The sequence below is a fragment of the Paenibacillus sp. FSL F4-0097 genome (genome assembly GCF_038593125.1).
Classification (GTDB): domain Bacteria; phylum Bacillota; class Bacilli; order Paenibacillales; family Paenibacillaceae; genus Paenibacillus_AQ; species Paenibacillus_AQ odorifer.
Genome location: NZ_CP151965.1, coordinates 2,421,456 through 2,444,309 on the forward strand (window position 1 = coordinate 2,421,456; position 22,854 = coordinate 2,444,309).

16 protein-coding genes are annotated in these 22,854 nt (G+C 47.8%); all 16 read left to right on the top strand.

The annotated features are described in order from the left end of the window. Positions 1-10 precede the first annotated feature (10 nt). The 16 genes from MHH86_RS10755 (at position 11) to MHH86_RS10830 (ending at position 22,798) form a co-directional block, all read left to right on the top strand. On the top strand, positions 11-1,225 hold the full coding sequence (locus MHH86_RS10755; RefSeq protein WP_076272650.1) for an FAD-dependent oxidoreductase: 1,215 nt from the start codon (positions 11-13) through the stop codon (positions 1,223-1,225). Positions 1,226-1,253: 28 nt separating this feature from the next. Then, a complete protein-coding gene (gene rd, locus MHH86_RS10760; protein WP_038569857.1) occupies positions 1,254-1,436 on the top strand; it encodes a rubredoxin in 183 nt (60 codons plus the stop codon). A gap of 48 nt (positions 1,437-1,484) precedes the next feature. Then, positions 1,485-2,195, top strand: a complete 711-nt coding sequence (locus MHH86_RS10765) for a Crp/Fnr family transcriptional regulator (RefSeq protein WP_076104615.1) — start codon at positions 1,485-1,487, stop codon at positions 2,193-2,195. Positions 2,196-2,411: 216 nt separating this feature from the next. After that, a complete protein-coding gene (locus tag MHH86_RS10770) occupies positions 2,412-3,773 on the top strand; it encodes an extracellular solute-binding protein (RefSeq protein WP_179088404.1) in 1,362 nt (453 codons plus the stop codon). 213 nt (positions 3,774-3,986) lie between these two features. After that, complete coding sequence (locus tag MHH86_RS10775; protein ID WP_076275002.1) at positions 3,987-5,051, top strand: GDSL-type esterase/lipase family protein; 1,065 nt, start codon at positions 3,987-3,989, stop codon at positions 5,049-5,051. A gap of 16 nt (positions 5,052-5,067) precedes the next feature. Beyond that, positions 5,068-6,621 carry an extracellular solute-binding protein gene (locus MHH86_RS10780; protein ID WP_036689352.1) on the top strand — a complete coding sequence of 518 codons (1,554 nt, stop codon included), beginning with the start codon at positions 5,068-5,070 and terminating at the stop codon, positions 6,619-6,621. Between the two features lie 74 nt (positions 6,622-6,695). Then, positions 6,696-10,949, top strand: a complete 4,254-nt coding sequence (locus MHH86_RS10785) for an alpha/beta hydrolase fold domain-containing protein (protein WP_076316547.1) — start codon at positions 6,696-6,698, stop codon at positions 10,947-10,949. Positions 10,950-11,052: 103 nt separating this feature from the next. After that, positions 11,053-11,259: a tautomerase family protein gene (locus MHH86_RS10790; protein ID WP_051491612.1), complete on the top strand. Its 207-nt coding sequence runs from the start codon at positions 11,053-11,055 to the stop codon at positions 11,257-11,259. Next, positions 11,249-12,205 (top strand): ABC transporter permease subunit, encoded by a 957-nt coding sequence (locus MHH86_RS10795; RefSeq protein ID WP_036689353.1) that lies wholly within the window; start codon positions 11,249-11,251, stop codon positions 12,203-12,205. The genes MHH86_RS10790 and MHH86_RS10795 overlap by 11 nt, the downstream gene beginning before the upstream one ends. 21 nt (positions 12,206-12,226) lie before the next feature. After that, positions 12,227-13,111 carry a carbohydrate ABC transporter permease gene (locus MHH86_RS10800; protein WP_094902792.1) on the top strand — a complete coding sequence of 295 codons (885 nt, stop codon included), beginning with the start codon at positions 12,227-12,229 and terminating at the stop codon, positions 13,109-13,111. 64 nt (positions 13,112-13,175) lie between these two features. Beyond that, positions 13,176-14,207: a response regulator gene (locus MHH86_RS10805; RefSeq protein WP_076316548.1), complete on the top strand. Its 1,032-nt coding sequence runs from the start codon at positions 13,176-13,178 to the stop codon at positions 14,205-14,207. Next, a complete protein-coding gene (locus MHH86_RS10810; protein WP_076316549.1) occupies positions 14,207-16,003 on the top strand; it encodes a sensor histidine kinase in 1,797 nt (598 codons plus the stop codon). Before MHH86_RS10805 ends, MHH86_RS10810 begins: the two co-directional genes overlap by 1 nt. Before the next feature lie 47 nt (positions 16,004-16,050). After that, positions 16,051-16,812 (top strand): glucose 1-dehydrogenase, encoded by a 762-nt coding sequence (locus tag MHH86_RS10815; protein ID WP_076186672.1) that lies wholly within the window; start codon positions 16,051-16,053, stop codon positions 16,810-16,812. Then, positions 16,809-18,887: a heparinase II/III family protein gene (locus MHH86_RS10820; protein WP_076316550.1), complete on the top strand. Its 2,079-nt coding sequence runs from the start codon at positions 16,809-16,811 to the stop codon at positions 18,885-18,887. The genes MHH86_RS10815 and MHH86_RS10820 overlap by 4 nt, the downstream gene beginning before the upstream one ends. 2 nt (positions 18,888-18,889) lie before the next feature. Continuing rightward, positions 18,890-21,184, top strand: a complete 2,295-nt coding sequence (locus MHH86_RS10825) for a DUF4962 domain-containing protein (RefSeq protein WP_076272643.1) — start codon at positions 18,890-18,892, stop codon at positions 21,182-21,184. A gap of 57 nt (positions 21,185-21,241) precedes the next feature. After that, entirely contained in the window at positions 21,242-22,798 is a 1,557-nt protein-coding gene (locus MHH86_RS10830) for an extracellular solute-binding protein (protein ID WP_076316551.1), read from the top strand. Positions 22,799-22,854: the final 56 nt, after the last annotated feature.

Consider the following 22,854-nt stretch of genomic DNA (forward strand, 5'->3'; position numbering starts at 1 on the left):
GGAGCATAGGATGACAAAACATTACGTTATTGTTGGCGGCGGAGTAGCCGCCGTCCATGCCGCCAAAGCCATCCGTGATCAAGACGCAGATTCGGAAATTTCGATCCTCGGGGAGGAAAGCCAACTGCCCTATAACCGGATTAAGCTGACTAAAGGGCTGTTTACCGACCTGCACAGTGAGAAGGTGCTGATTAAAAAGGAAAAGTGGTACCGCGATAACCGTATATCCGTAAAAACCTCGACCCGAATCCGTTCTGTCCACCCGGACCGGCAAATTGTTGTGACAGAAGATGGGCAGAGTGTTTCTTATCATAAGCTTTTACTGTGTATGGGAGCGAAGAATCGTGAACTTTCCCTTGAGGGCTCCGGCCTGAACAATGTCCATACCCTCCGGGACATGAACGACGCGGACAGATTGAAAGAAAACCTGCAGGATGGCAGCCATGTAGCCGTAATCGGTGGTGGAGTGCAGGGAATCGAAACCGCTTGGGCGCTGCATGTAGCTGGATATCAGGTAACGGTGATCGAAGCTTTTCACCGGTTGATGGGCAGACAGCTTGATGAGAAATCCTCACAGCTACTTAAGGAGAACCTTGAACAAGCAGGTGTGAAGGTTATTCTTCAAGCAGATGTGGCGTCTATTACAGGAACAGAGTTTGTTACCGGAATTACGCTGGACGACCAATCTCATTTTTCCTGTGACCATGTGGTCTACTCCATTGGTATTGTACCGAATACGGAACTGGTAAGTGGCTCGAGTATTCAAGTCCGGCAGGGCATTATCGTAAATGAACAAATGCAAACAAATGATCCACATGTGTACGCAGCCGGAGATGTGGCTGAAGTTAACGGGCATGTGGAAGGACTGTGGGGCGGAGCGATTGAGCAGGGCCGGATTGCCGGCAGTAATATGGTTGCCAATCTGACTGCGTATCGTAGAGCTGTTCCGGTTACCTTATTTAACGCCTTTGGCATCTCTTTATTTTCGATAGGCAACGTGGATGAACGGTATTGCGATACGGTGGTAAGCGGAGAAGAAAATGGGGCGTATACGCGAATCTATGTGAAAGATAACACAATGATTGGTGCGATATCCTGGCAAGGAGCAGCTGCTTCACTGGGGTATAAAACCGCTGTAGAGCAAGGCATCCCCCTTGAGGGGATCGATGTTAACGGGAGCAGTATCGAGGAGATTATGGCTGAAGTACAAACCAGGTTGAACTAAACTATTAACTTTTTAGGAGATGATAAAGATGAAAAAATACATTTGTCTACCCTGTGGTTATATCTATGATCCGGCATTAGGCGATCCCGATGAGGATGTTGTTGCAGGCACCGCATTTGAAGACTTGCCTGAAGATTGGGTCTGTCCGGTATGCGGTGAAGATACCAGTCATTTTGCAGCGGTTGAAGACAAAAAAACTTTTGTATCCTAAAGGAAAGTAAAAGTTGTACAAAAAAAATGAACAACAGGGGGGACAGTTATGAAGGAGTATTCTTGCCGATACGCTGCTGAACCTTGTACCCGCAAGGTGCCTATTTTTGCTGCGTTAAGCGATGACGATCTCTCCCGGATCAGCGCTATGATCAAGCATCGTAAGTTTACTAAAGGTCAACCTTTAATTCTGGAAGGGGCGCCGTCAGATACGCTGTACATTATTCAGCGAGGGCATGTTAAATTATCTAAAACAACTCCTGAGGGCAAGGAACAAATTTTGCACATCTTGACGAATGGAGACTTTTTCGGGGAACTGAGCATTTTTAACAGCGATGAGCTGAGTAACTTCAGTGCTTATGCTCTGAAAGACACTAACATTTGCATGCTGACCCGAACGGATATGGAGCAGCTGATGAGGGATAATCCGGATATTTCGCTCAGGCTACTGAAGAGTGTGACCAAAAGACTAGCCCATACGGAAAATCTGGCGCAAAGCCTGGCGACCAAAGATCCCGAAATACGAATTGCTTATATGATCATGGAACTCAGCGACAAATATGGTAAGCAGCGTGGCGCTCATATTCATATTGACCTTCCGTTGTCTCGTGAAGAGCTGGCCAGTTATGTTGGGGTCACCCGCGAAACTATTAGCAGAAAATTCTCAAGGTTCGAAGATTCAGGTCTTATTGAGCTAATCGGAAACAAGCAAATGATCATTATAGATCCAGCCGGTTTGGAGAGTTATATGGGGTATTAAGAGGATTACGGTGTATTGACTGTCCTGTATGACACCGTTGGTGCAGAACATACGCTATATGGGGCCAGACTCCGAATACTTGTCGTTCCCAAAGGATTTCAGTATGATGAATACTATATAAACTTGTCCCTATGGGCTCGATTAATCGGAAGATGGCGAGGAAACCCAATGCAGAAAAGGAATAGCAGAAAATTTTTCAGGATTAGGCTAGAGGAAATGATTCAAACCTTGCGACATGAAATTCGTTCGGGAAGTATAGCGATCGGCAGTTATCTTCCTTCAGAAAGCGACTTAGAGGTGCGTTTCGGACTTAGTAACGCTTCTGTGCGCAACGGGCTCAAGGTGCTGGTGGATGAAGGCTTAATTGAGAAAATTCCGCGTGTTGGCAATCGGGTCATCCCTCCGGTAGAGGAAGGCAGAACGACGATCAAGTTCGGATATGTGAACACCATCCCCAAGCTTGTAGAGATGCAAGAGTTACTGAATGAGTTCGGCAAACGCTATCCGCATATCGACGTTCAGCCGCTCGAGTTGTCTTCAGGAAACTACTCAACATCTTTGAAAGAATATTTGCAATCGGAAATCATGGATGTCGTACTGATGAATAATAACAATTACCAGGATTTTTTGGAGCAAGGCTGTACAGAGCTGCTGGAGCCGATGGAGGAACAGCCGGACACGTATCGTTTTCTTTCCGACCCGTTCCGGTACGGTGACCGTAATCGCGTTCGCCCCTTCATTTATTCTCCAGTTGTGCTTTGTTATAATAAACAGCACTTTAAGGAAGCCGGCGTATCACCACCCGACAGTAGCTGGACCTGGGACGATTTGTTCGCTAATGGTCGAAAGGTAGCAGAAGGTCATGACTGGTACGGTTTTTATTTTTATTTGCCTTCTCGTAACCGGTGGCCGTTGTTCCTGCTTCAAAGCGGCACAACGTTTGCGGCAGAACAGGATGACGAAGGCAAATACCGGTTCAGTGGCTCAAAGCTACTCGACAGTTTAGGAACCATCCGAAAGCTGATAGGCATGAAGGATGTATTTCCAGCCGTATTGTCCGAGAGCGATGCGGATGCGGAAGCCTTGTTCTTGCAAGGCAAAGTGTCCATGATAATGACGACCTATTATTTCTTGAATCAATTGCGTCAATCCGATTTGGCATTCGATATTGCTCCATTGCCTCGGCTGCAAAATGCTGATACGCTGCTGATTATAAATGGACTGGCGGTTAACAGCAAATCACAGAACAAGGATGCATCCATGCTACTCGTCGATTTTCTCACCTCATACGAGGCGCAACTGATCATTAGGCGAAAGACGCTGAATATTGCAGCCAACCGTTTGGTCATGGATTGGGAAGGCGAGGAAGTGGGTTATCGTCCGGCCCGGTTTCAGCTTTACCGTGAGATCTTCCCTACCTATCGTCTGGTCACGGAGCTGGGTTTAAGCAACCGCCAGTTGAAAGAGATCCAACGCGATATCATGATGTTTGTATCAGGCCTACTGGACAACGACGAGTTATGCCGCAGGCTTGAGGAGATATTGAATACGGTAAATCAGGAGACTCAGCACTCTTGAGGGCTGAAAGTTTTTCGAAAATTCCGGCACAGGTTCAATTCTGAATCTGTGCTTTTTGTTATGCTGAAGTATTTGTTTGTCGCACAATAATTGACTCATATATGACTCATAAAAAACATGTTGACTATACTTTTATTATTATTATATGATGCAATAGAAGTCAGATATGAGTTAACACGAACTCATTATTATTAAGGTGGTGTAGCTGCAAAGATGGAAAAGGAAGGCGTTTATTTTCACAATGTTTCGGAGCTGGTTCATAAACCCTATCAATCTGGATTGCATCTCCAGCGTTTTCCACAGCATGTGCGCAATGGCTTGTCAGAGAAAGGAAGAACCAAAGCTATACAATCGAACGGCTGCGAATTGCGGTTTGTCACCGAATCCAAGCATGTTAGGGTCACTGTCGGATCGAATGATAGTAACGGCCGAGTTGTGGTATGCAGAGGGGATTTTTTTCATTCTCAGCATTTTTTGCAGGCGGGTACGGTAACCACTCTGCACTTGGAGGAGCCGGAACGTTTTACAGAGGTATCAAGTAAGCGGCTGAATCAGTCTGGATTTTCCTCTAACGTATGGCGTTTGCATTTTGATCGTTTCGGAGCTGTTTTCTACGATATGGATGCTTTTGGTTGTGAAATACGTGCGCCTAGACCGGATGAGGTACCGAAGCTTACGATGCTCGCCTATGGATCTTCCATCAGCCAGAGCGCGGGATCCACGCATCATTTCAATGGTTACTTACAGCAGACAGCGCGCAGACTTGGTGTGGATGTGCTAAATCTTGCGCTTAGCGGATCTTGTTATTGCGAGGACGTAGTTGCCGATCATCTGGCTGAACGTGAGGATTGGGATTTTCTGTTTCTGGAACTTGGTGTCAATATGCGTGCTGTAGTATCTCCCGAGGAATTCAAGCGTAGAGTGTCTTACATGCTGGACCGGGTTATCGAAAATCATCCTGACAAACCTGTGTTTGTTACTACGATTTATCCGAATCGTGCAACGTATTTTCTTGATGCAGGCCATCTTCTTCATGTCCAAGAGGGGATTTTTAACGAAGTGCTGCTTCGTTACTGTGAGAGCAATAAACATCCACAACTACATCTGCTGGATGGCGCATCAGTCATGCGCGATCTTACCTCGCTGACCTCCGATCTGATTCATCCTTCCGATTATGGACACACGCTAATGAGCGAGCATTTAGCAAAACTGTTGCGGCCCATGATCGAGCCCCTCCGAACTTCTAGTCATTCTAGTGCCGTGTCCCAAATTTTGTAATAGGGAGTTGATGGAAATGAAGCGTTGGATGCTTACCATGGTGGGAGTTTCATTATTAGCCGCCTCTATGAATGGATGTTCCTCTTCTAATAAGGGGGGAGAAGAGCAAGCTGGGGAGAGTCCAGAAAAAACCACTGCTTTCTCCATATCGTTCCGGAGCGGAAACATTTCGTATGCAGACAATCATCCGAATATCAATGATGACAAATGGGTCAAAAAGCTGGAGGAACTTACAAATACAGATATTAACATCCGTTTGATGCAGCAGAAAAATTTTGATTCCCAAATGATTCAAATGTTCGCGATCAACGACATTCCGGATGTCGTGCAAGCAAGCTCTGGGCTGACGAACCCTCAGTTGGCAGGTTCCGTGGAGGCTGGAGTATTCATGCCACTTAATGAATTGCTTGAGCAGTATGGGCAAGATCTTCTCAAGAAAGTTCCGAAGGAGGCATGGGACAAGGAGACCGATGCGAAAGGTAATATCTACGCGATTCCGGAATGGCTGTCCAATCCGTCACGCCGGGCAACTTGGATTCGTGCGGATCTTTTGGAACAAACAGGGCTGCCAGAGCCTAAAACAGTCGATGACTTCCTGAATGTCATGCGTGCTTTTAAGAAGATGGGTGTGGAGAATCCTTATATGGGCCGGGAGGACTTTGTATATTCGGATATGTTCTTCGGATCTTACGATACCTTTGCCAATTTCTTTATGAAACAAGGGGATCAAATTGTCCCGAAATTTATGAATATCGAAAATATGCAAAAGACGATCCAAACGTACAAGACAATGTTCGACGAAGGACTGATAAACAAAGAGTTCGTCACAATTAATCCCACGAAATTCAAGAACGATATTCTTGCAGGCAAGGCGGGTATCTGGAACATGAATGCCAACCTGTTGATCCAATGGGATCAGCAGCTAAGAGAACAGGTGCCTACTGGTAAAATGAAGCTGATCGCCTCGCCCACAGGACCTGACGGTAAGGGGGGACTTCGACTTGTCGGTACGGTGCCGCGAGCGTATTTAATTAACAAGGATGCGAAAGATCCTGCCGGGATCGTCAAGTTTTTCAACTGGATGGTTAGTGACGAAGCGGAAAAGTTTTTTACCTTCGGAATTGAAGGGGAAAACTACACTGTAGAGAACGGAAATATTAACTATAACAGACCGAAAACAGCCGATGAAGCTGATGAGGAAACGTTCCGTCAAATCCTGCTGTGGTTCGTACAGGATACTACCTACAATAAAGGCGCGCTTAGTCTCACACCCGAAGGAAAAGATTTGATGAAGCTCTACGACACAGTACTTGCGAATGAGGGACGCGACGGGATTCAATTTGAACCGCAAGTAAAAGGCTATCAGAAAAACCCGGACATCACTCCAGGTGGAGATAAATTGCCGCCTGTTATATTGACGCATGTGATCAATATGGTATACGGCAAAAAGCCGATCTCAGACTATCCGAAGGTGGTGGAGGAATGGCTGCAGAAAGGGGGAAGTGACGTCGTCAAGGAAGCAACAGAACGTTATAACAATAACGACGGTGTAATTTTGTCCCGACATTAATAAGCTGCATCTCAAAAGAGGTTTGAACTCCATAATGCTTGTGATTACCTATACCATGTCAGGGAGGAATTCATTTGAGAAACGGACTATATAGGAAAGCTTTTCGAGTGGGCATTAGAGTACTGTTGGCGTTGGCTTTGTTATACTCGCCTTTGGAAATGCAAGCGCTTACCAAAGTTTATGCAGACGGAATAAACGATGACTATGTTACGCTCTACGAGGAAAACTTCGATGACCCTGACAATTTTGGATCGACCGGTGGCGTTACCATTCCGGGGCCTTGGCTGCAGGAAGGTGAAGGAAACAGCATGGCGAAAACTTCGGTTTCGTCCACGGCCCCGTCCGTACCGAATCTGGTGAAAATCGATGGCAAGGATGCATTGGCGCTGCCAGTGAATTCGACGGGGTACCGCAATCTTCAATTGAGTTATTATACACGGGCATCCTCCTACATCGGAGGAAGCGTCATCGTAGAATGGTCAGGTGACGGAGGGATAAATTGGACAACGTTGGAGGAATTTAAGCTGCCCCCAGGGACGCTGGAACAAAAGAACAGTGAGCCGAACCAACTCAAAGTCCAAAACTTGGGCAGCGGAGCTGACAACAACCCGAACGTCAAGATCCGGGTCCGTGTGGGGGAATTGATGAGCGCGAATATGTACATCGATAGTGTCGCCCTCAAAGCTCAAGCGATTCCTGGAATACCACCCGCAGAGACACCGGTGCCAATCCCTACACCGGTTGAACCTAAGCCGTTTGTGGTTCCTGAAGGCGTTAAGCTGTATGAAGATGTGCTGATTGGGAACGCTGGAACGCGGCCGATTTATACTTCGATTGCCGTACCTAAGATCCCGCCTCATGCACCGATGCCAGTGATGGTATACATTCATGGCGGAGGTTGGAACCATGGGGACCGGAAGCAAGCCCTTGCCAGTATCTGCAACTATGTAACCAAGCGAGGATATATCGGAGTATCGCTGGATTACCGCCTAACCCCGGAAGCGCCATTCCCGGCGCAAATTCAGGATGTGAAGCTTGCTATCCGTTACTTGCGCGCGCATTCGGCAGAATACCATTTGGACCCGAGTCGGATCGGTGTATGGGGTTCGTCGTCAGGGGGGCATCTGGCCTCACTGCTCGGTACCACTGGGGACATCAAGTCAGGCGAGACAATCACATTGGATACTGGACATACCGTAAACGTTCCGGATTTGGAGGGGAATGGCGGTTGGCAGCAATATTCTGATCAAGTGCAAGCCGTTGTCGATCTGTACGGTCCAGCGGATTTTACAACAAATTTCGCTAATAGCTATAAATCCGTGAAGGCGCTTTTAGGCGGGAACGACGCGTTCTCTGTGCCAGACCAGGCAAGGTTGGCCATGCCTGGCACTTATGCGTCACCGGACGATCCGCCTTTTTTCATCCGCCATGGGGATGTGGATGCAACGATCCCATACACGGACAGTATTACGTTCTCCAGTCAATTGAAGGATGCAGGCGTGAAAGTGGTCGATGTCAAAATTGTACCTAAACAAGGTCACGGTTTTATAGGCGAAGCGGCTGAGCAAGCAAGCGCCGAGGCTTGGGCTTTTATGGATCAATATGTAAAGAATCGAACGGCAACAACATCTGATGATGAGGTTGTATACCGCGATCTAGCCAGTCTGACACCGAGCGACGATGCAGTCATCGACAGCAGCAAGCCCACTGTAAACTTCAATAGCGCGACGGGCAGCAGCAATGGATTGTTCAGTATTTCTTCTGGCGCCGAGAACAAGAAATATGTGTATTTTAAATTTGATGTCTCTTCATATAGCAATCCTGCAAACAGGTATATTTTTAATGTTGCTGCCAAAAAGGGTTCATCCAATGCGGACCTCGAACTTTCGTTATTCGGCCTAAAGGATACAAATTGGACTGAATCGGAGCTGACTTGGAGCAATGCGCCTGTCACGGATCTGACCATTGCTTCGTTAAGTGGGAAATTTACCGTAACGGCAGACAAATCAGGAGCTCCACAGGTTTACAGCATCGATGTGTCCGAGTTTGTCAGAGACAGATTGTCCGCATCGGGCGGTAATATCGCTTTTCTGCTTGGTGATACGGCAAGCACTGGAATTTCCCTCAATGTCTATTCGAAAGAAGCTAATGGCAACAGCAACCCCCGTCCACAGCTTGTTGTTCAAGAAGCGGTTGAACCTTCAAGTGACCTTGAGAAACCTTCCTGGCCGGATGGAAGTTCTCTGAAGGCTGTCAATATAGGTACAGAGTTCATTCAACTTTCATGGCCGGCCGCCAGCGATAATCAAGGTATCGCCTCCTATCGCGTATACCGGGATAACACCCTGTTATCCAATGTTAACGATGCAACGTATACAGTCGTTGGGCTTAGCCCTAGCACGGCGTACAGCTTTAAGGTTGAAGCGGTGGATCAGTCGGGCAATACATCCGTACCGCTTGCTTTTACCCGGTCAACGCTTACAGAACCCATCATTCCTTATGCGATTGCAAACGTGACAGCTAGCGACAGCGATGGCAATATCGCAACGAATACCATCGATAATAACTTGTTCACCCGTTGGTCCGCTGCAGGTAACAGCCCGTGGATCCAATACGATTTAGGCGAAGAGAAGCAGATCAGTTATTTAGGTATTGCCGTTTATAAAGGTGATACGCGCACGGCTCAATTGAGTATCGAAACTTCAAATGACGGTTTGGCTTGGACTACGATATGGACTGGTGCAAGTATGTTCAGGACGATAGAGATGCAACCTTTCGATCTTCCTGACACAGAAGCAAGATATGTGCGCATCGTAGGTCTTGGGAATTCTGATGGCAGCGCGTTTACAAGTTTATCGGAGGTAAACATCTATGCGCCGTTCGCAAATGGAGATACACCTGTAGCCAGCATTCCGAATTACACGCCTAATCCACCCCGGGAACCGATCCCATTCACAGCTCCCGGATTAACTGAACCTGATGGTACGGTGCATCCGGTTCATTCCTCACCTACTACCACTGGGCGCCTCTTGAACGTGCTGGACTATAATGCTGATCTCGCCGATAACGACACAGATGACGGTATTGCTATTCAAGCTGCCATAAACAGTGCTGAGCCCGGCGATGAGGTCTATTTGCCGTCTGGGGTTTATAATTTGAACTCAACATTGGATACCCTTGTCAATTTGAAGCTCAAGTCAGGTGTAAACCTTCGCGGTGAGGATCAATCAACAACCATCCTCAAGACATCTCTCAATAAGGTGAAAAACAGCACCTTGATGAAAGTATCCGGACAGCATGATCTGTCCATATCCAACCTCACATTGACTTCTACCTGGAACGGTGTCTACACGACGGATCATAAAGTGAACAACCCGGACGCAGGTGGTCCCGACAGCATGATTACCATCGCAAATTTTGGTGAGGTTCCGTCATACAACATCACGGTTGATGGGGTTACTGTAGAGAAGTATTCACGTATGGGTGTGCGTATCGACAACAGCCGTGATATTGTCGTACGCCGCAGCACGTTCCGAAATGCGACAGATGTAGGGCCGGGCGGTGCTGGCTATGGTGTGTCGATTCAGGGCATGGCCAAACAGGACCGCAACGGGTATGAGAACGACACGGTTTGGAATGTTGTGGAGGACTCCCATTTCGAAGGCCCTTATTTGCGGCATGGGGCGCTGATCCAATTTGTTGCCCATAACAATGTCCTGCGAAACAATCAGTTTATGAATACAAAGCTGGATGCCATCGATCTGCATGGAGAACTCGAATATTTGAACGAGATATACGGCAATTTGATTAGTGACATTCCCTACGGCGCGGCGATCGGGCTGGGAAACACCGGGGGTACAGCACCCAGCAATCACAGTAAGTCAGGACCGCGCAACTATATCCATGACAATACGATTCGTAATACAAGAGAAGGAATCAATGTAACTATGGGCACTCCGGATACAGTCATCGAGCGAAATGTGATTGAAAATACAACTCATATAGAGGACGCCAAAGGCATTCAGATTTTGAACGGGCCAGGTACAATCATTAAGGAGAATATCATTCGCAACAATACTGCGTCGAATTATTGGGCTGTATCCCTTGAGCATGATCCCGGCGACAGCAAAGCAAATGATATCGGAGCGGGCGACCCGCAGGACGTTCAATTGATCGGAAATTCGCTGATTGGTAATACGAACGGCATTCGACTTCTTGCTGGAAAAGGGATCATCCTGCAGGGGAATCTTATTGACAGTATAAGTCGCAATTATTTCAAAAATGATCATGTGGTAGTAGAGGGTTGGCCGTTACCGAATATACCCTAAAGAAAACACAAGCTCACTCATAGAAACTCCATATTGCAAGCGCTTTATTGTAGGTAGAATGAGGTTAGATTCATTCACTATTCAAGGAAATGGAGGAAGGCCGATGCCACATATTGAGATTAGGATGTACGAAGGCCGAACGAGTGAGCAAAAGGAGGAGATAGTCACCGTATTCACGCGGGAGTTATCCCGAATTATTGAACGGGATGAACGATTTATTACCGTCGAATTTCAAGAAATTCCCCTGGATGAGAATGCTCCGGCGAACCTGCTGAAAACAGGATCTATAGGAAACGGTTATGAAAGCTAAGTTAACTGGGGTTGACCTTATTAACTACAAAGCCGACACGAAAAGATCCTTGCTTTTAAACATGTGGAAATTCAGAGCACTCTATGTGATAGCGATTCCCGGGATCTTGTATTTCATCATTTTCAAGTACTTGCCGTTGGCTGGTTCAGTTATTGCATTTCAAAACTACAACATTTTTAAAGGCTTTACAGGCAGTGAATGGGTGGGACTTGAGCACTTTAGGACGATGTTTCAATACCAGGATTTCGGAAGAATCTTGAGCAATACAATTCTTCTAGGCTTGTATGATCTTATATTCGCCTTTCCGGCTCCAATATTGCTTGCACTTCTGCTGAATGAAATTCGGCTTGTGTTTTACAAACGGTTTTTGCAAACGGTGGTTTATATGCCCCATTTCCTGTCTTGGGTAATTGTCAGCGGTATCGCCTTGGGTATCCTCTCCCCAGGAACAGGGATTGTGAATCAGGTTTTACAAGCCTTCGGCTTTGAACCAATTTATTTTCTTGGTGAAAATTCATACATTCGCACGATTTTGATCAGTTCCGGTATCTGGAGGGATTCCGGGTACGGTACGATCATTTATCTGGCCGCGTTGGCAGGAATAAACCCAGATCTTTATGAGGCTGCTGAAGTAGACGGAGCCGGGCGCTGGAAACAAACCTTAGCCATTACACTGCCGTCTCTGATACCGACGATTATGATTTTGTTCCTTCTCCATATCGGGAGATTTCTTGATCTTGGCTTCGAGCGGGTATGGGTATTCCTGAACGCGCTTAATACCGGGAACGGGGAGATTCTGGACACTTATATCTATAAGGCGGGGCTGCTGTCTCAGCAATACAGCTATACAACAGCAGTGGGGCTATTCAAGTCGGTAGTTGGACTCATTCTGGTGCTCATCGGCAACATTTTGAGCAAAAAAACAACCGGTGAATCGCTGTATTAATCGCTCTTTATGGAGGTAGGGATGATGAGAGTACGCTATACTCGCGGCCAGAATCTATTTAATGTGTTCAATCTTTTGTTTCTGACCGCTCTCGCTTTGGCTATGTTTCTGCCGTTTCTGAATGTGATTGCCCAGTCCTTTAGCAGCTCTGAAGCAATTATTAATGGCAGGGTAGGTTTGCTGCCAAAGGAATTTACCGCGATCAATTATCAGTACGTTTTCAGCGATCATTCCATTTGGCGGGCGTTCGGTGTCTCCGTCTATATTACGGTACTGGGCACCGCAATTAATCTGATTGCGACAGCGTCTCTCGCTTATCCGGTGTCGCGGCCGGAATTCCTAGGACGTAAATACATCGTCATGATGGTATTGTTCACTATGGTATTCAGCGCCCCTCTTATTCCAAATTTTATCCTGATAAAAAATTTGGGGCTTATGAACTCCTTATGGGCACTTATGATTCCGGGCGCCATCAGCGCTTTTAACTTTTTCGTGATGAGAAGCTTCTTCATGCAGCTGCCTCAGGAGCTGATAGATTCCTCTAGAATCGATGGGTGTGGCGAGCTGCGGATCATAGTCAATATGGTACTGCCGTTGTCCAAACCGGTAATGGCCTCATTGGGGATTTTCTACGCCGTCGGGCACTGGAATACGTACATGAGCGCTCTGTATTATATCAACAAGCCGTCTTTATGGCCTCTGCAGGTGATGTTGAAGAAGCTCTTCGAGACGGACGATATCAGCATTGATCCGGCTTCCTCAGTGTATAGCTCTTTGGCCCACACCTCACCTGAGGGCATTAAAATGGCTGTTATCATTGTCGCTACTATTCCGATTATCATGATTTACCCGTTTCTTCAACGCCATTTCGTTAAAGGAATGATGGTCGGATCCGTCAAATCCTGATCTATCATAGTGTGGTAGAATAGGAACGCGTTAAGCGAGACGAATCGGAAGGTGGTATCCATGGATGAGATGTGTATTAATCGTAGACGACGAGCCCATGATTCGAAAGGGACTTTCTATCATGATCCAGCAATGCGGCGAGCATCCGTATAACATTAAGCTGGCCCAGAATGGCGAAGAGGCAATTCAGCTCATTATGGAGGAGCAGCCGGATTTTCTTTTTACAGATATCCGTATGCCCAAGGTAGACGGACTGGAGCTGTGCCGGCGGCTGTCGGAGATGGAGACGGATATTCAGACTGTTGTCATCTCGGGTTATGGGGATTTTGAATACGCCCGCCAATGCTTGTCCTATGGAGTGAAAGAATATCTCCTGAAACCCGTGAGCAAAGGGAACCTTCAAAATGTGATCGGCAAACTGGAAGCGCATAGAGAGAAGTTAGAGAGTTTTGTCTCTGTCGCTAAGCTCGATGAATGGGTCGTGCGTATGGATGATGCCATCTGGACCTTGGATAAAGAAAGGCTGTACCTTGTACTGAAGGAATGGGAAACTGACTTCCTCCAGCGTAAGATGAGCCGAATTCAGCAAAAAGAGCTTCTGGAAGAGGGCTATGCTTTACTCGTGAAGAAGCTGCTTGTCAATTCAGTTACACCCGGTAAAAGCGTGTTAGACTTGTCCGCAGCAGCTGGACCTGAGCAGTTATTTCACTGCTTCGCAGAAGCGTCAGCAGCTATATTGGAAGAGCTTCGTAGAAAGCGCAAGGGTAAAGCGAAGGATCCGATAGAGGAAGCTAAAGCATTTATTGAAAAGCATCTCGCCCAGGAAGTATCGCTGGAAGAAGTGGCGGAAGTGCTTGGGCTAAATGCCTCTTATTTCAGCCAGATGTTTAAGCACTCAACAGGAGAGACCTTTGTGCATTACCGCATAAAACGCAGGATGGAGAAGGCCAAAAGATTACTTGCCGATGCAAGCTATCGGATCACCGATATTTCCTATGAAGTCGGGTATGCAGACCATCCTCATTTTACGAAGACGTTCAAAAAGTTCACCGGGCTGGCTCCTTCTGAGTACCGCAACCAGCTGGGGATCGATTAATGAGAAAGAGTCTGTCAAACAAGCTGTTTGCCTCCTTTCTCACCGTCATTCTTCTATCCTTGTCCATGGTTGGATTTATCTCTTATTTTCAGGCTTCGGCTGAGCTGGATAAGTCTTCTGAGAAGTCCATTGCTCAAGTCATCAGAAGTGCGTCTTATCAAACGGATCTGTATTTGCAAAATTATGAAAAGGCTAGCGATTCCATCCTGTCCTACAATCAAGTCAAGGAGTTCTTGGATATGGACCCGGAGGATAGCTTCTCCTACTATCAATATACGAATGACATTCAGAAGTATTTGTTTCGTTCTTTGTTTATTCTGTATCCCCAGATTAATCTGATGTACGTCATCGGTGAACACGGCAAGGCCATTAGCGATGATAACTCCTATCAGGCACATAGCCTGCAGTTTCATCCTCAGGAACGCTACCGTTTCTTAAGCGAACATACGCCGGAGAGCGGCCGCATTACCATTCTCAACACGAATGTGATGAATGAAGGGGATAAGAACATTATTACGATGGTCCGCCGAATCAGAGGGGTCTCTTCCTATCGTTCCAAAGGTATAGTCGCCATTGAATTCAAGGCTGAGGATCTGGCCCGTATATGGGAACCTCTTGATCTGGGACAGGGCGGGTCCTATTTTATCATGGACGAATTCGGCAAGCTCCTTTACCGGGCGGAAGGGAATAATAACCACCCTGGGTTATCTGCTGAGCACATTCAGAATGTATTTCAACACCCAAATGACTCTGTGGTGGAAAAAGTAGACGGGAAAGAGTATTTGTTCGTGTCGAGAAAATCCGAATATTCCAAATGGCAGCTTGTAGTATCCATACCCGTTGGTGAGCTGCGCAAGCCTATTTCTACCATTCGTACGACCACGCTGGTGGTGGGAGTTCTCACGCTTGTCGGCACACTGCTCCTTGCAGCCTGGTTCGGACGATCCATCACGAAGCCCATCCTGATTCTTAAGGAGGGCATGAGGGAGACGGAAAAAGGCAAGTGGCGCAGGCTTGAGATGAACGGCCGTCAGGATGAACTGGGGGGATTGATGCGCAGCTACAATCTCATGGTGACCCGGCTGTCCGAAATGATTGAGCGGGTATACGAAGCGGAGCTTACCACCCAGAAGGAGGCTCTGGAGCGTCATCAAGCTGAATTCCAGGCACTCCAGCTGCAGATTAATCCGCACTATCTATATAACACATTAGAGACTATCAAATGTTATGCGGTCGTTCAGGATTCGGATGAAATCACAGAAATAGTGGAGGCCATGGCATTCATGCTTCGCTACTCCATCCAAACTAATCTGGAGGAAATTACGATTGCCAATGAGCTTAATCATGTACTGAGCTACATGACGATTCTCAAGCACCGGATCGGCAGGGAGTTCGAAATTGACGTAGTGATTCCGCCGACGCTGCTACTGGCTAAGATGGTCAGGCTTACACTTCAGCCCTTGATCGAAAATATTTTTCAGCATGCGTTTCCCGAGGGAATTGAAGACAAGCACTATATTAGAATCGACGCCAGAAAAGAGGGAGATCGTTTTCTAGTTCTTGTAGAGGATAACGGCGCAGGGATGTCCCGCGAACGGCTTGATAAGCTTCGTGAGAAGCTGAATCTGAATCAGCTGGCGGATACGGAAGGAGACTCCCTCTATCATAGAGGTGGAATCGGGCTCATGAACGTGCACCGGAGAATTCAAATGGTGTTCGGTGAACAATACGGATTAAGTGTCGAAAGCGTGGAGAATGAGGGAACCCGGTTGATCTTATCCATGCCTGCGGAGTGAGGAAAAAGATGTTTTCAGAAAAAATTACTATTAGGAGGAAATAGGCAATGAAAATTGATTTGACTGGTAAAATTGCGCTTGTTACAGGGTCCAATGCAGGGATAGGCCGACAAATCTTGGAGACTTTGGCTGCTTCCGGCGCCAAAGTGGCGGTAAACTATTTGTTCGGTTCTGCGGAGGAGACGGTGGAAGCGATCCGTCAGGCCGGAGGAGAAGCTTATGCTTTTCAGGCAGACGCAACAAGTCCTGCCCAATTGGAAAATATGGTAAAGGAAATAGAGGAGCATTTCGGCGGAACCATCGACATTCTCGTCAACAATGCAGGCGGCATGATCAATCGGGTTCCCAATACTGAAATGAACGAAGAGCATTACAACAAGGTGATGGACGTCAATTTTAAATCATGCGTGTTTGCCTGCAAAGCCGTATCCGCAGGGATGATTGCCAAGAAAAGCGGTAAAATCATCAATGTATCTTCCCTTGCGGCCCATGACGGCGGCGGACCGGGGGCTTCCATTTATGCAGCGGGCAAAGCTGCGGTATGGTCTTATACCAAGGGACTTGCCAAAGAGCTGAGTCCTCACGGGATTAATGTAAACGCTATCTCTCCTGGATTTATCGGTCAGACCGCTTTCCATGCTACCTTTACTGCGGATGCGGCAAGACAGGCAACGATTGCGAAGATTCCGCTGGGCCGGGAAGGTGCTCCACAGGATGTGAGCAATGTGGCACTCTTCCTCGCTTCAGAGCTGTCGGATTATCTGACAGGCGAAATTATTGAAATTAACGGAGGCTTGTTCATGCGATGATGAACCTTAAGGAGAAAGCAGATACTTTTTCCTGGGTTGGTCTTGAGGTGGATAAATTGAAAATGGAGCTGGATCCCTTCCGGAGAGAAGAGATTCTGCTCCCGACAGAACCTGGTGGCTGGTGGCACCAATATGTATGTCCCCAGCATCATACTGAGCTAATCTTCGATGTTATGGAGCAAGATGCGGTTGTCTTTTCTTGCCCGAAGGGCTGCAAGCTGGAAGGTGAGCCCTACCGGGGAGCATGGCTGGTATACCGGCATCAGGCAATGGCGCGATACGCGCTGCAAGCTGCCGTGGTATTCGCCGCAGACGGAGAAGAATTCTACAGCAGCTTAGCCCGGAAGATTCTTGTCGGTTATGCGGAGCAGTTCCCTTTGTATCCGGTTCATCCCGATGCTCAACCCTGGATGCTTAGTGGCCGTGCCTTTCATCAGGCGCTGACAGAGGCTATCTGGTCCACTACGCTTATTCGGGCCTATCTGCTGCTTGTGGATCATGGAGTAACGTTCACTGGGGAGGAAGAGGTAAAGCTGAAAGTGTTCTTCTCGATGCTGGAGGAGAGTATGGAGCAATACCGTCACATCCTCATTTACGAGAAGAAGAATGCAGAGAACAATTATACCGCATGGTTGAACGCTAGCCTGGCTTGTGTATATGCCGCCAAAGGTACCAGAGAAAAGCTTGCTTCTTTGCTGGAGGGAGAAGGCGGATTCTATCATCATCTGTCCATTGGCGTGAAGCCAGATGGCTTTGAATTTGAAGGCAGCACGTACTACCACATTTTTGTATTGCGGGCTTATCTCATAGCAGCCGAGATGTCCGGGCGCTTTGGGGTTGACCTCTATGCTGCCAAAGGAGATCAGGGACAATCCATCCGTGGCATGTTTCAGTTGCTGGTAGAGCTTAGCGGCGATAACGGGGAGCTTCCAGCCGTGCATGATGGTCCTTATGCGCGCGTTCCTTTCGCCCGAGAAATTGCTGAAGTATTTGAAATAGGTATTGCGGTTTACAAAGACCCGAGTCTCCAGCCAATACTGGCGAATGCTTATAGGTATCTATATGGACAGGAATTAAGGACTGGTCTGGAGGCAGTGCTGTATGGAGCAGGTGAGAGTAAGGAACTTCAGACCAGTTACAGGGTGAGAGACTCTGTTCTACTGCCGGATTCCGGATTCGCCGTGCTCCGCCACCCGGGCAATCCGTTGTCCGTTCTGGCGGATTTCGGAGAGCATGGCGGATCACATGGGCATTTTGATAAGCTTCATATCACGATTATGCACCGATGGGGGGAGGTTGCTCCCGAGCTGGGCATGGTTCCTTATGGATCTGTTTTGCGGAAGGAATGGTATTCCGAAACCGCGAGCCATAACACGGTTACCATCGGAGGGCGCTCCCAAGCTCCACATACCGGAAGCTGCTGTCAATTCCGTCAGGAAGGCAATGCTACGTACTTATGGATTCGCTCAGACGGCGCCTATGAAGGAGTTGTTCTAGACCGGCATCTTGTATTGGCCGGCGGTTGGCTGTTGGATTGGTTTCATGTTGAGCAGGTGACGGAGCGGGATCAGGAAGTGGACTTATGGTTTCATCCGACGGGACATTTGCTGTTACCGTTCGACCTTCACCGTGTCCAGACGGACTCTCCGGCAGTCCTTGGTCTGGAAGCAGGTTATGGCTCAGTAGAAGTACTGTCCGCAATGAAAAATGAGACGGATTGTCCGTTAAATACGGAGTGGAATATCCGTTATGATGGAGTGAGCACCGGCCGGGAGTATGAAGTATCCACGAGTACTATACTGGCGCCCGGCTCCACTATGTATGAAATCCGCACACCGGGTAATGCCGAAGACCCGAGTAGATTGCTACGAGGTATTATGCTTCGGCACAAAGGACCGTCGGTTAATTTTATTACGGTTTATCGGGACGGTCACGAACCTGCTGTACTGAAGCTAGTGAGTCAGGTGGGCGAACCGCCCCGAATCCAAATAGCAACAACTGGGCAAGTAGTGGTCTATTGCCTTGACCCTAAAGCGGGACTGATTCAGGAAAAGTCCCGGAATACGGAGGAGTAGAGATGTTAGAACCTTTATTTCAACCTACCAGCGGCGTACTCGACCTGTCATATGGGCCAGATGAACATACAGATGTTGGAGAGAATCCTCCGCGGTTTACTTGGATGCCTGCATGTCTAGAAGAGAGTATGTACGAGCTGCAGATCTCCTCAAACACTGGATTTGAGCCGGAAGGTACGTTGACCTACAGCAGAATTCCCTATAATTTGTTTACCCCGGATAAGCCGTTGGCGCCCGGCTCGTATTATTGGCGATACAGTCTTATCGGGGAGAATGATATCCGTTCCGAGTGGAGTAAAGTAAGAGCTTTTGTGGTGGAGGATGAATTGCCGCTAACGCCACTGCCTTCCCGTACAGAACGATATTCAACTGCTTCCGCCCACCATCCGCGGCTATGGCTTCAAGCGGAGCAACTTCCGTCTTACCGGGAAGTTGTCCGCCAAGACCCCATTTCCACTGGCTGGGATGACTTCCTGAAGCATTCCGTTTTACCCTGGACAAAGCGCGAGCTTATTCCCGAGCCTGCACCGTATCCAGATAATAAGCGTGTCGCCACACTATGGCGGCAGATGTATATGGACTGCCAGGAAGTTTTCTATGCTGTCCGGCATCTTGCTATAGCTGGAGTTGTGTTGGAGGACGAGGCGCTTATCGCCAAAGCTAAAGAGTGGCTGCTTCATGCGGCAAGCTGGAACACGGATGGTACCACCAGCCGGGATTACAATGATGAATGCTCCTTTCGCATAGCCGGAGCGTTGGCATGGGGCTATGATTGGCTTCACGGCTCTCTGGTGGAAGAAGAACGCCTTAAGGTAAGGCAGGCGCTACTGCGAAGAACCGGGCAGATCGCATTCCATGTCATCGAACGTTCCCGCATCCATCAAGTTCCTTATGACAGCCATGCGATCCGCTCTTTATCCTCTGTACTCGTACCGTGTTGTATTTCCATGTTGGGTGAGGAGGAGAAGGCGCAGGAATGGCTTGATTATACGCTGGAGTACTTCTCCGCCATGTATACTCCATGGGGTGGCAAAGATGGCGGGTGGGCCGAAGGTCCGATGTATTGGACCACTCAGATGGCATTCGTTACGGAGGCGCTCAATCTAATTCGCAAATACATGGCAATCAATTTCTATGACCGTCCTTTCTTTCGCAAAACCGGTGACTTTCCGCTCTATTGCTTCAGTCCGGATACCGTGAGGGCCAGCTTCGGCGATCAATCGTCACTGGGAGATCCGGTCAATCTCAAGACGGGCTTCAATATCCGCCAATTCGCCGGTTTAACCGGGAATGGCCAGTACCAATGGTATTTTGAGCAAACTAAGGAACTGAACCCTGACACCCAGATGATCTTCTATAACTACGGCTGGTGGGATTTCCGGTTCGATGAGATGGTTTATCGCACGGATTATCCGCAGATTTCTTCAGAGCCACCGGTGGCTGCAGAACCTCTGAAGTGGTTTCAGGATGTGGGATGGGTCGCCATGCATCATCGGATGGAGGATCCGCAGGAACATATCATGCTGTTGACCAAGAGCAGCCGTTACGGCTCTGTGAGCCATAGCCATGGGGATCAAAACGCCTTCCTGCTGCATGCCTTCGGCGAGCCTTTGGCTATTGAAAGCGGCTATTACGTTGCATTCAACAGTACGATGCATATGCAGTGGCGCAGGCAGACCCGCTCCAAGAACGCAATTCTTATTGACGGCAAAGGCCAATATGCTGGCACGGACAAGTCGAAGAACATGGCAGCCTACGGCAAGGTGTTGAAGGCGTATAGTACGCCCGGAATCAACTACACGCAAATGGATGCCACCGAAGCCTACCGCGAGAATGTACCCTATATCAAGCGGTATGTGCGGGAAATATTTTTCTTTGATAGCGCTTACTTTGTTATCGCTGACAGTGTCGAGCTGGAACGTCCGGGAAAATTGGATTGGCTGTTTCATACACTGTATCCCATGAAGTTGAAGGAACAATCTTTTAAAGTAAATGGTAAAAAAGCTCAGATGGAGGGCAGATTTGTCTATAGTTCCTCGGGAGAAATGACACTTAGCCAAAGCAATCAATTTACAGATGTAGATCCGAAAGAATGGGAAGGGCTGCCCGAGCATTGGCATTTGACTGCCTCTACCCAAGAGGCTGTAAGCCATCGGATCGTCACTCTTCTGATTCCCCAAAAATCAGGAAGCCGGGATTACGTATCGTACTTTATGGACGATCAGGACCATGGGGTTCATGTCTACTTTACGAATCAGGGAATTACCCACCGGGTTGAGATCCCAAAAGCTTATTAGTCTTAAGATATCTTCATTTTACGTATACACCCCATTGTACAAGGAGAGGGTTATATTATGAAAAAATGGATTGGCATCTGTCTGGTTACTGTAATGGGTGCTACCGTTATTGCAGGTTGCTCGGACAAGGACAAAGAAGAGACTGCCGGAGGCGCGTCAAATACGCCGAAGAAAACTGAATTCTCGATCTCGATGCGGACGCTGGCTTTTAACTACGTTGAGAAATCACCCGACTTGAACAAGGATAAATGGGTGAAAAAGCTGGAGGAGATGACAAACACAGACTTGGATATAGTGTTGGTTCCTCATAAAGAGTTCGAGCAGAAAATGGTGCAGATGTTCGCCACTAATGATATTCCGGATGTCGTTCAAGGCTCGGGTGGTGTAAATGGCAAGGAAATGGCTGGTTCGGTTGAAGCTGGTGTGTTCATGCCCTTGGATGATCTGCTGCAGCAAAACGGCCAGAACCTTTTGAAAGTAATCCCGAAGGAAGCTTGGGAGAACGTCACCTATCAAGGGAAAATTTACGCAATACCGGAGTTTCTGTCCAATCCCTCCCGCCGGGCGACTTGGATTCGCAAGGACCTGCTGGATCAAACCGGCTTGCAGGTTCCAAAAACGGTCGATGAGTACTTGACTGTGTTGCGTGCCTTCAAAAAGCTGGGGATAGAGAACCCGTACATGGGCCGTCAAGACTTCAAATATGCGGATGCTTTCTTTGGCGCTTATGATGTTTTTCCGTATCTGACTATGTTCGAGGAAGTAAACGGCCAGGTTCAGCCGAAGTTTATGGATAGCGAAAATATGATGAAGGCGTTACAGACCTACAACACCATGTATACAGAGGGTTTGATCAACAAGGAATTTGCCACCATTAACCCGACCAACTACAAAAATGCGATTCTCTCAGGAAAAGCGGGCATGTGGACGATGAATGCCAACGAGCTTCTGCAGTGGGAGCAACAATTGAAGGCTACGACGCCATCCGCCAAGCTGGAGATTATTCCTTCGCCAGTGGGAACTGATGGAAAAGGAGGCTCCTACTTGTACGGCTCCGCTACGCGCACCTACTTTATCAAGGAAGGTACGAAAAATGCTGCGGATATCGTGAAATTTTTTGACTGGATGTTGAGCGAAGAGGCTGAGACCTTCTTTACCTTTGGGATCAAGGACGAAACCTATAAGGAAGAGAACGGCAAAATCGTATACACTTCTCCTGCGGATTCCGCTGCTATAGATGAGGAGCGCTACCGCCAGTCTTTCCTCTGGATGGTGCAGGATACTACTTATAATAAGGGTGTCCTTAACATGACAGAAGAAGGCAGAAGCTTGATCAATGTATATGATACTATTCTGGCTAATGAAGGCCGTGACGGAATTCAGTTCGACCCGCGGCTAGATGCCTTGGTGAAGAATCCAGACATTGCACCTAACTCGGACACGGCTCCTCCGGTACTGCTGACGCACATGGTAAAGATGGTATATGGCAAGGAACCTATCAGCGACTGGCCGAAGGTTGTGGAAGAGTGGCTTTCCAAGGGCGGCAACGATGTTATCAAGGAAGCTACGGAAAAATATAATAACAAAGTTGGCGTCACCATGCCTCGCAGATAAACTTACCCTCCAGAGGAGCTGGAATTCAATTAAAGTTGTAGAGAATTCACTATCTT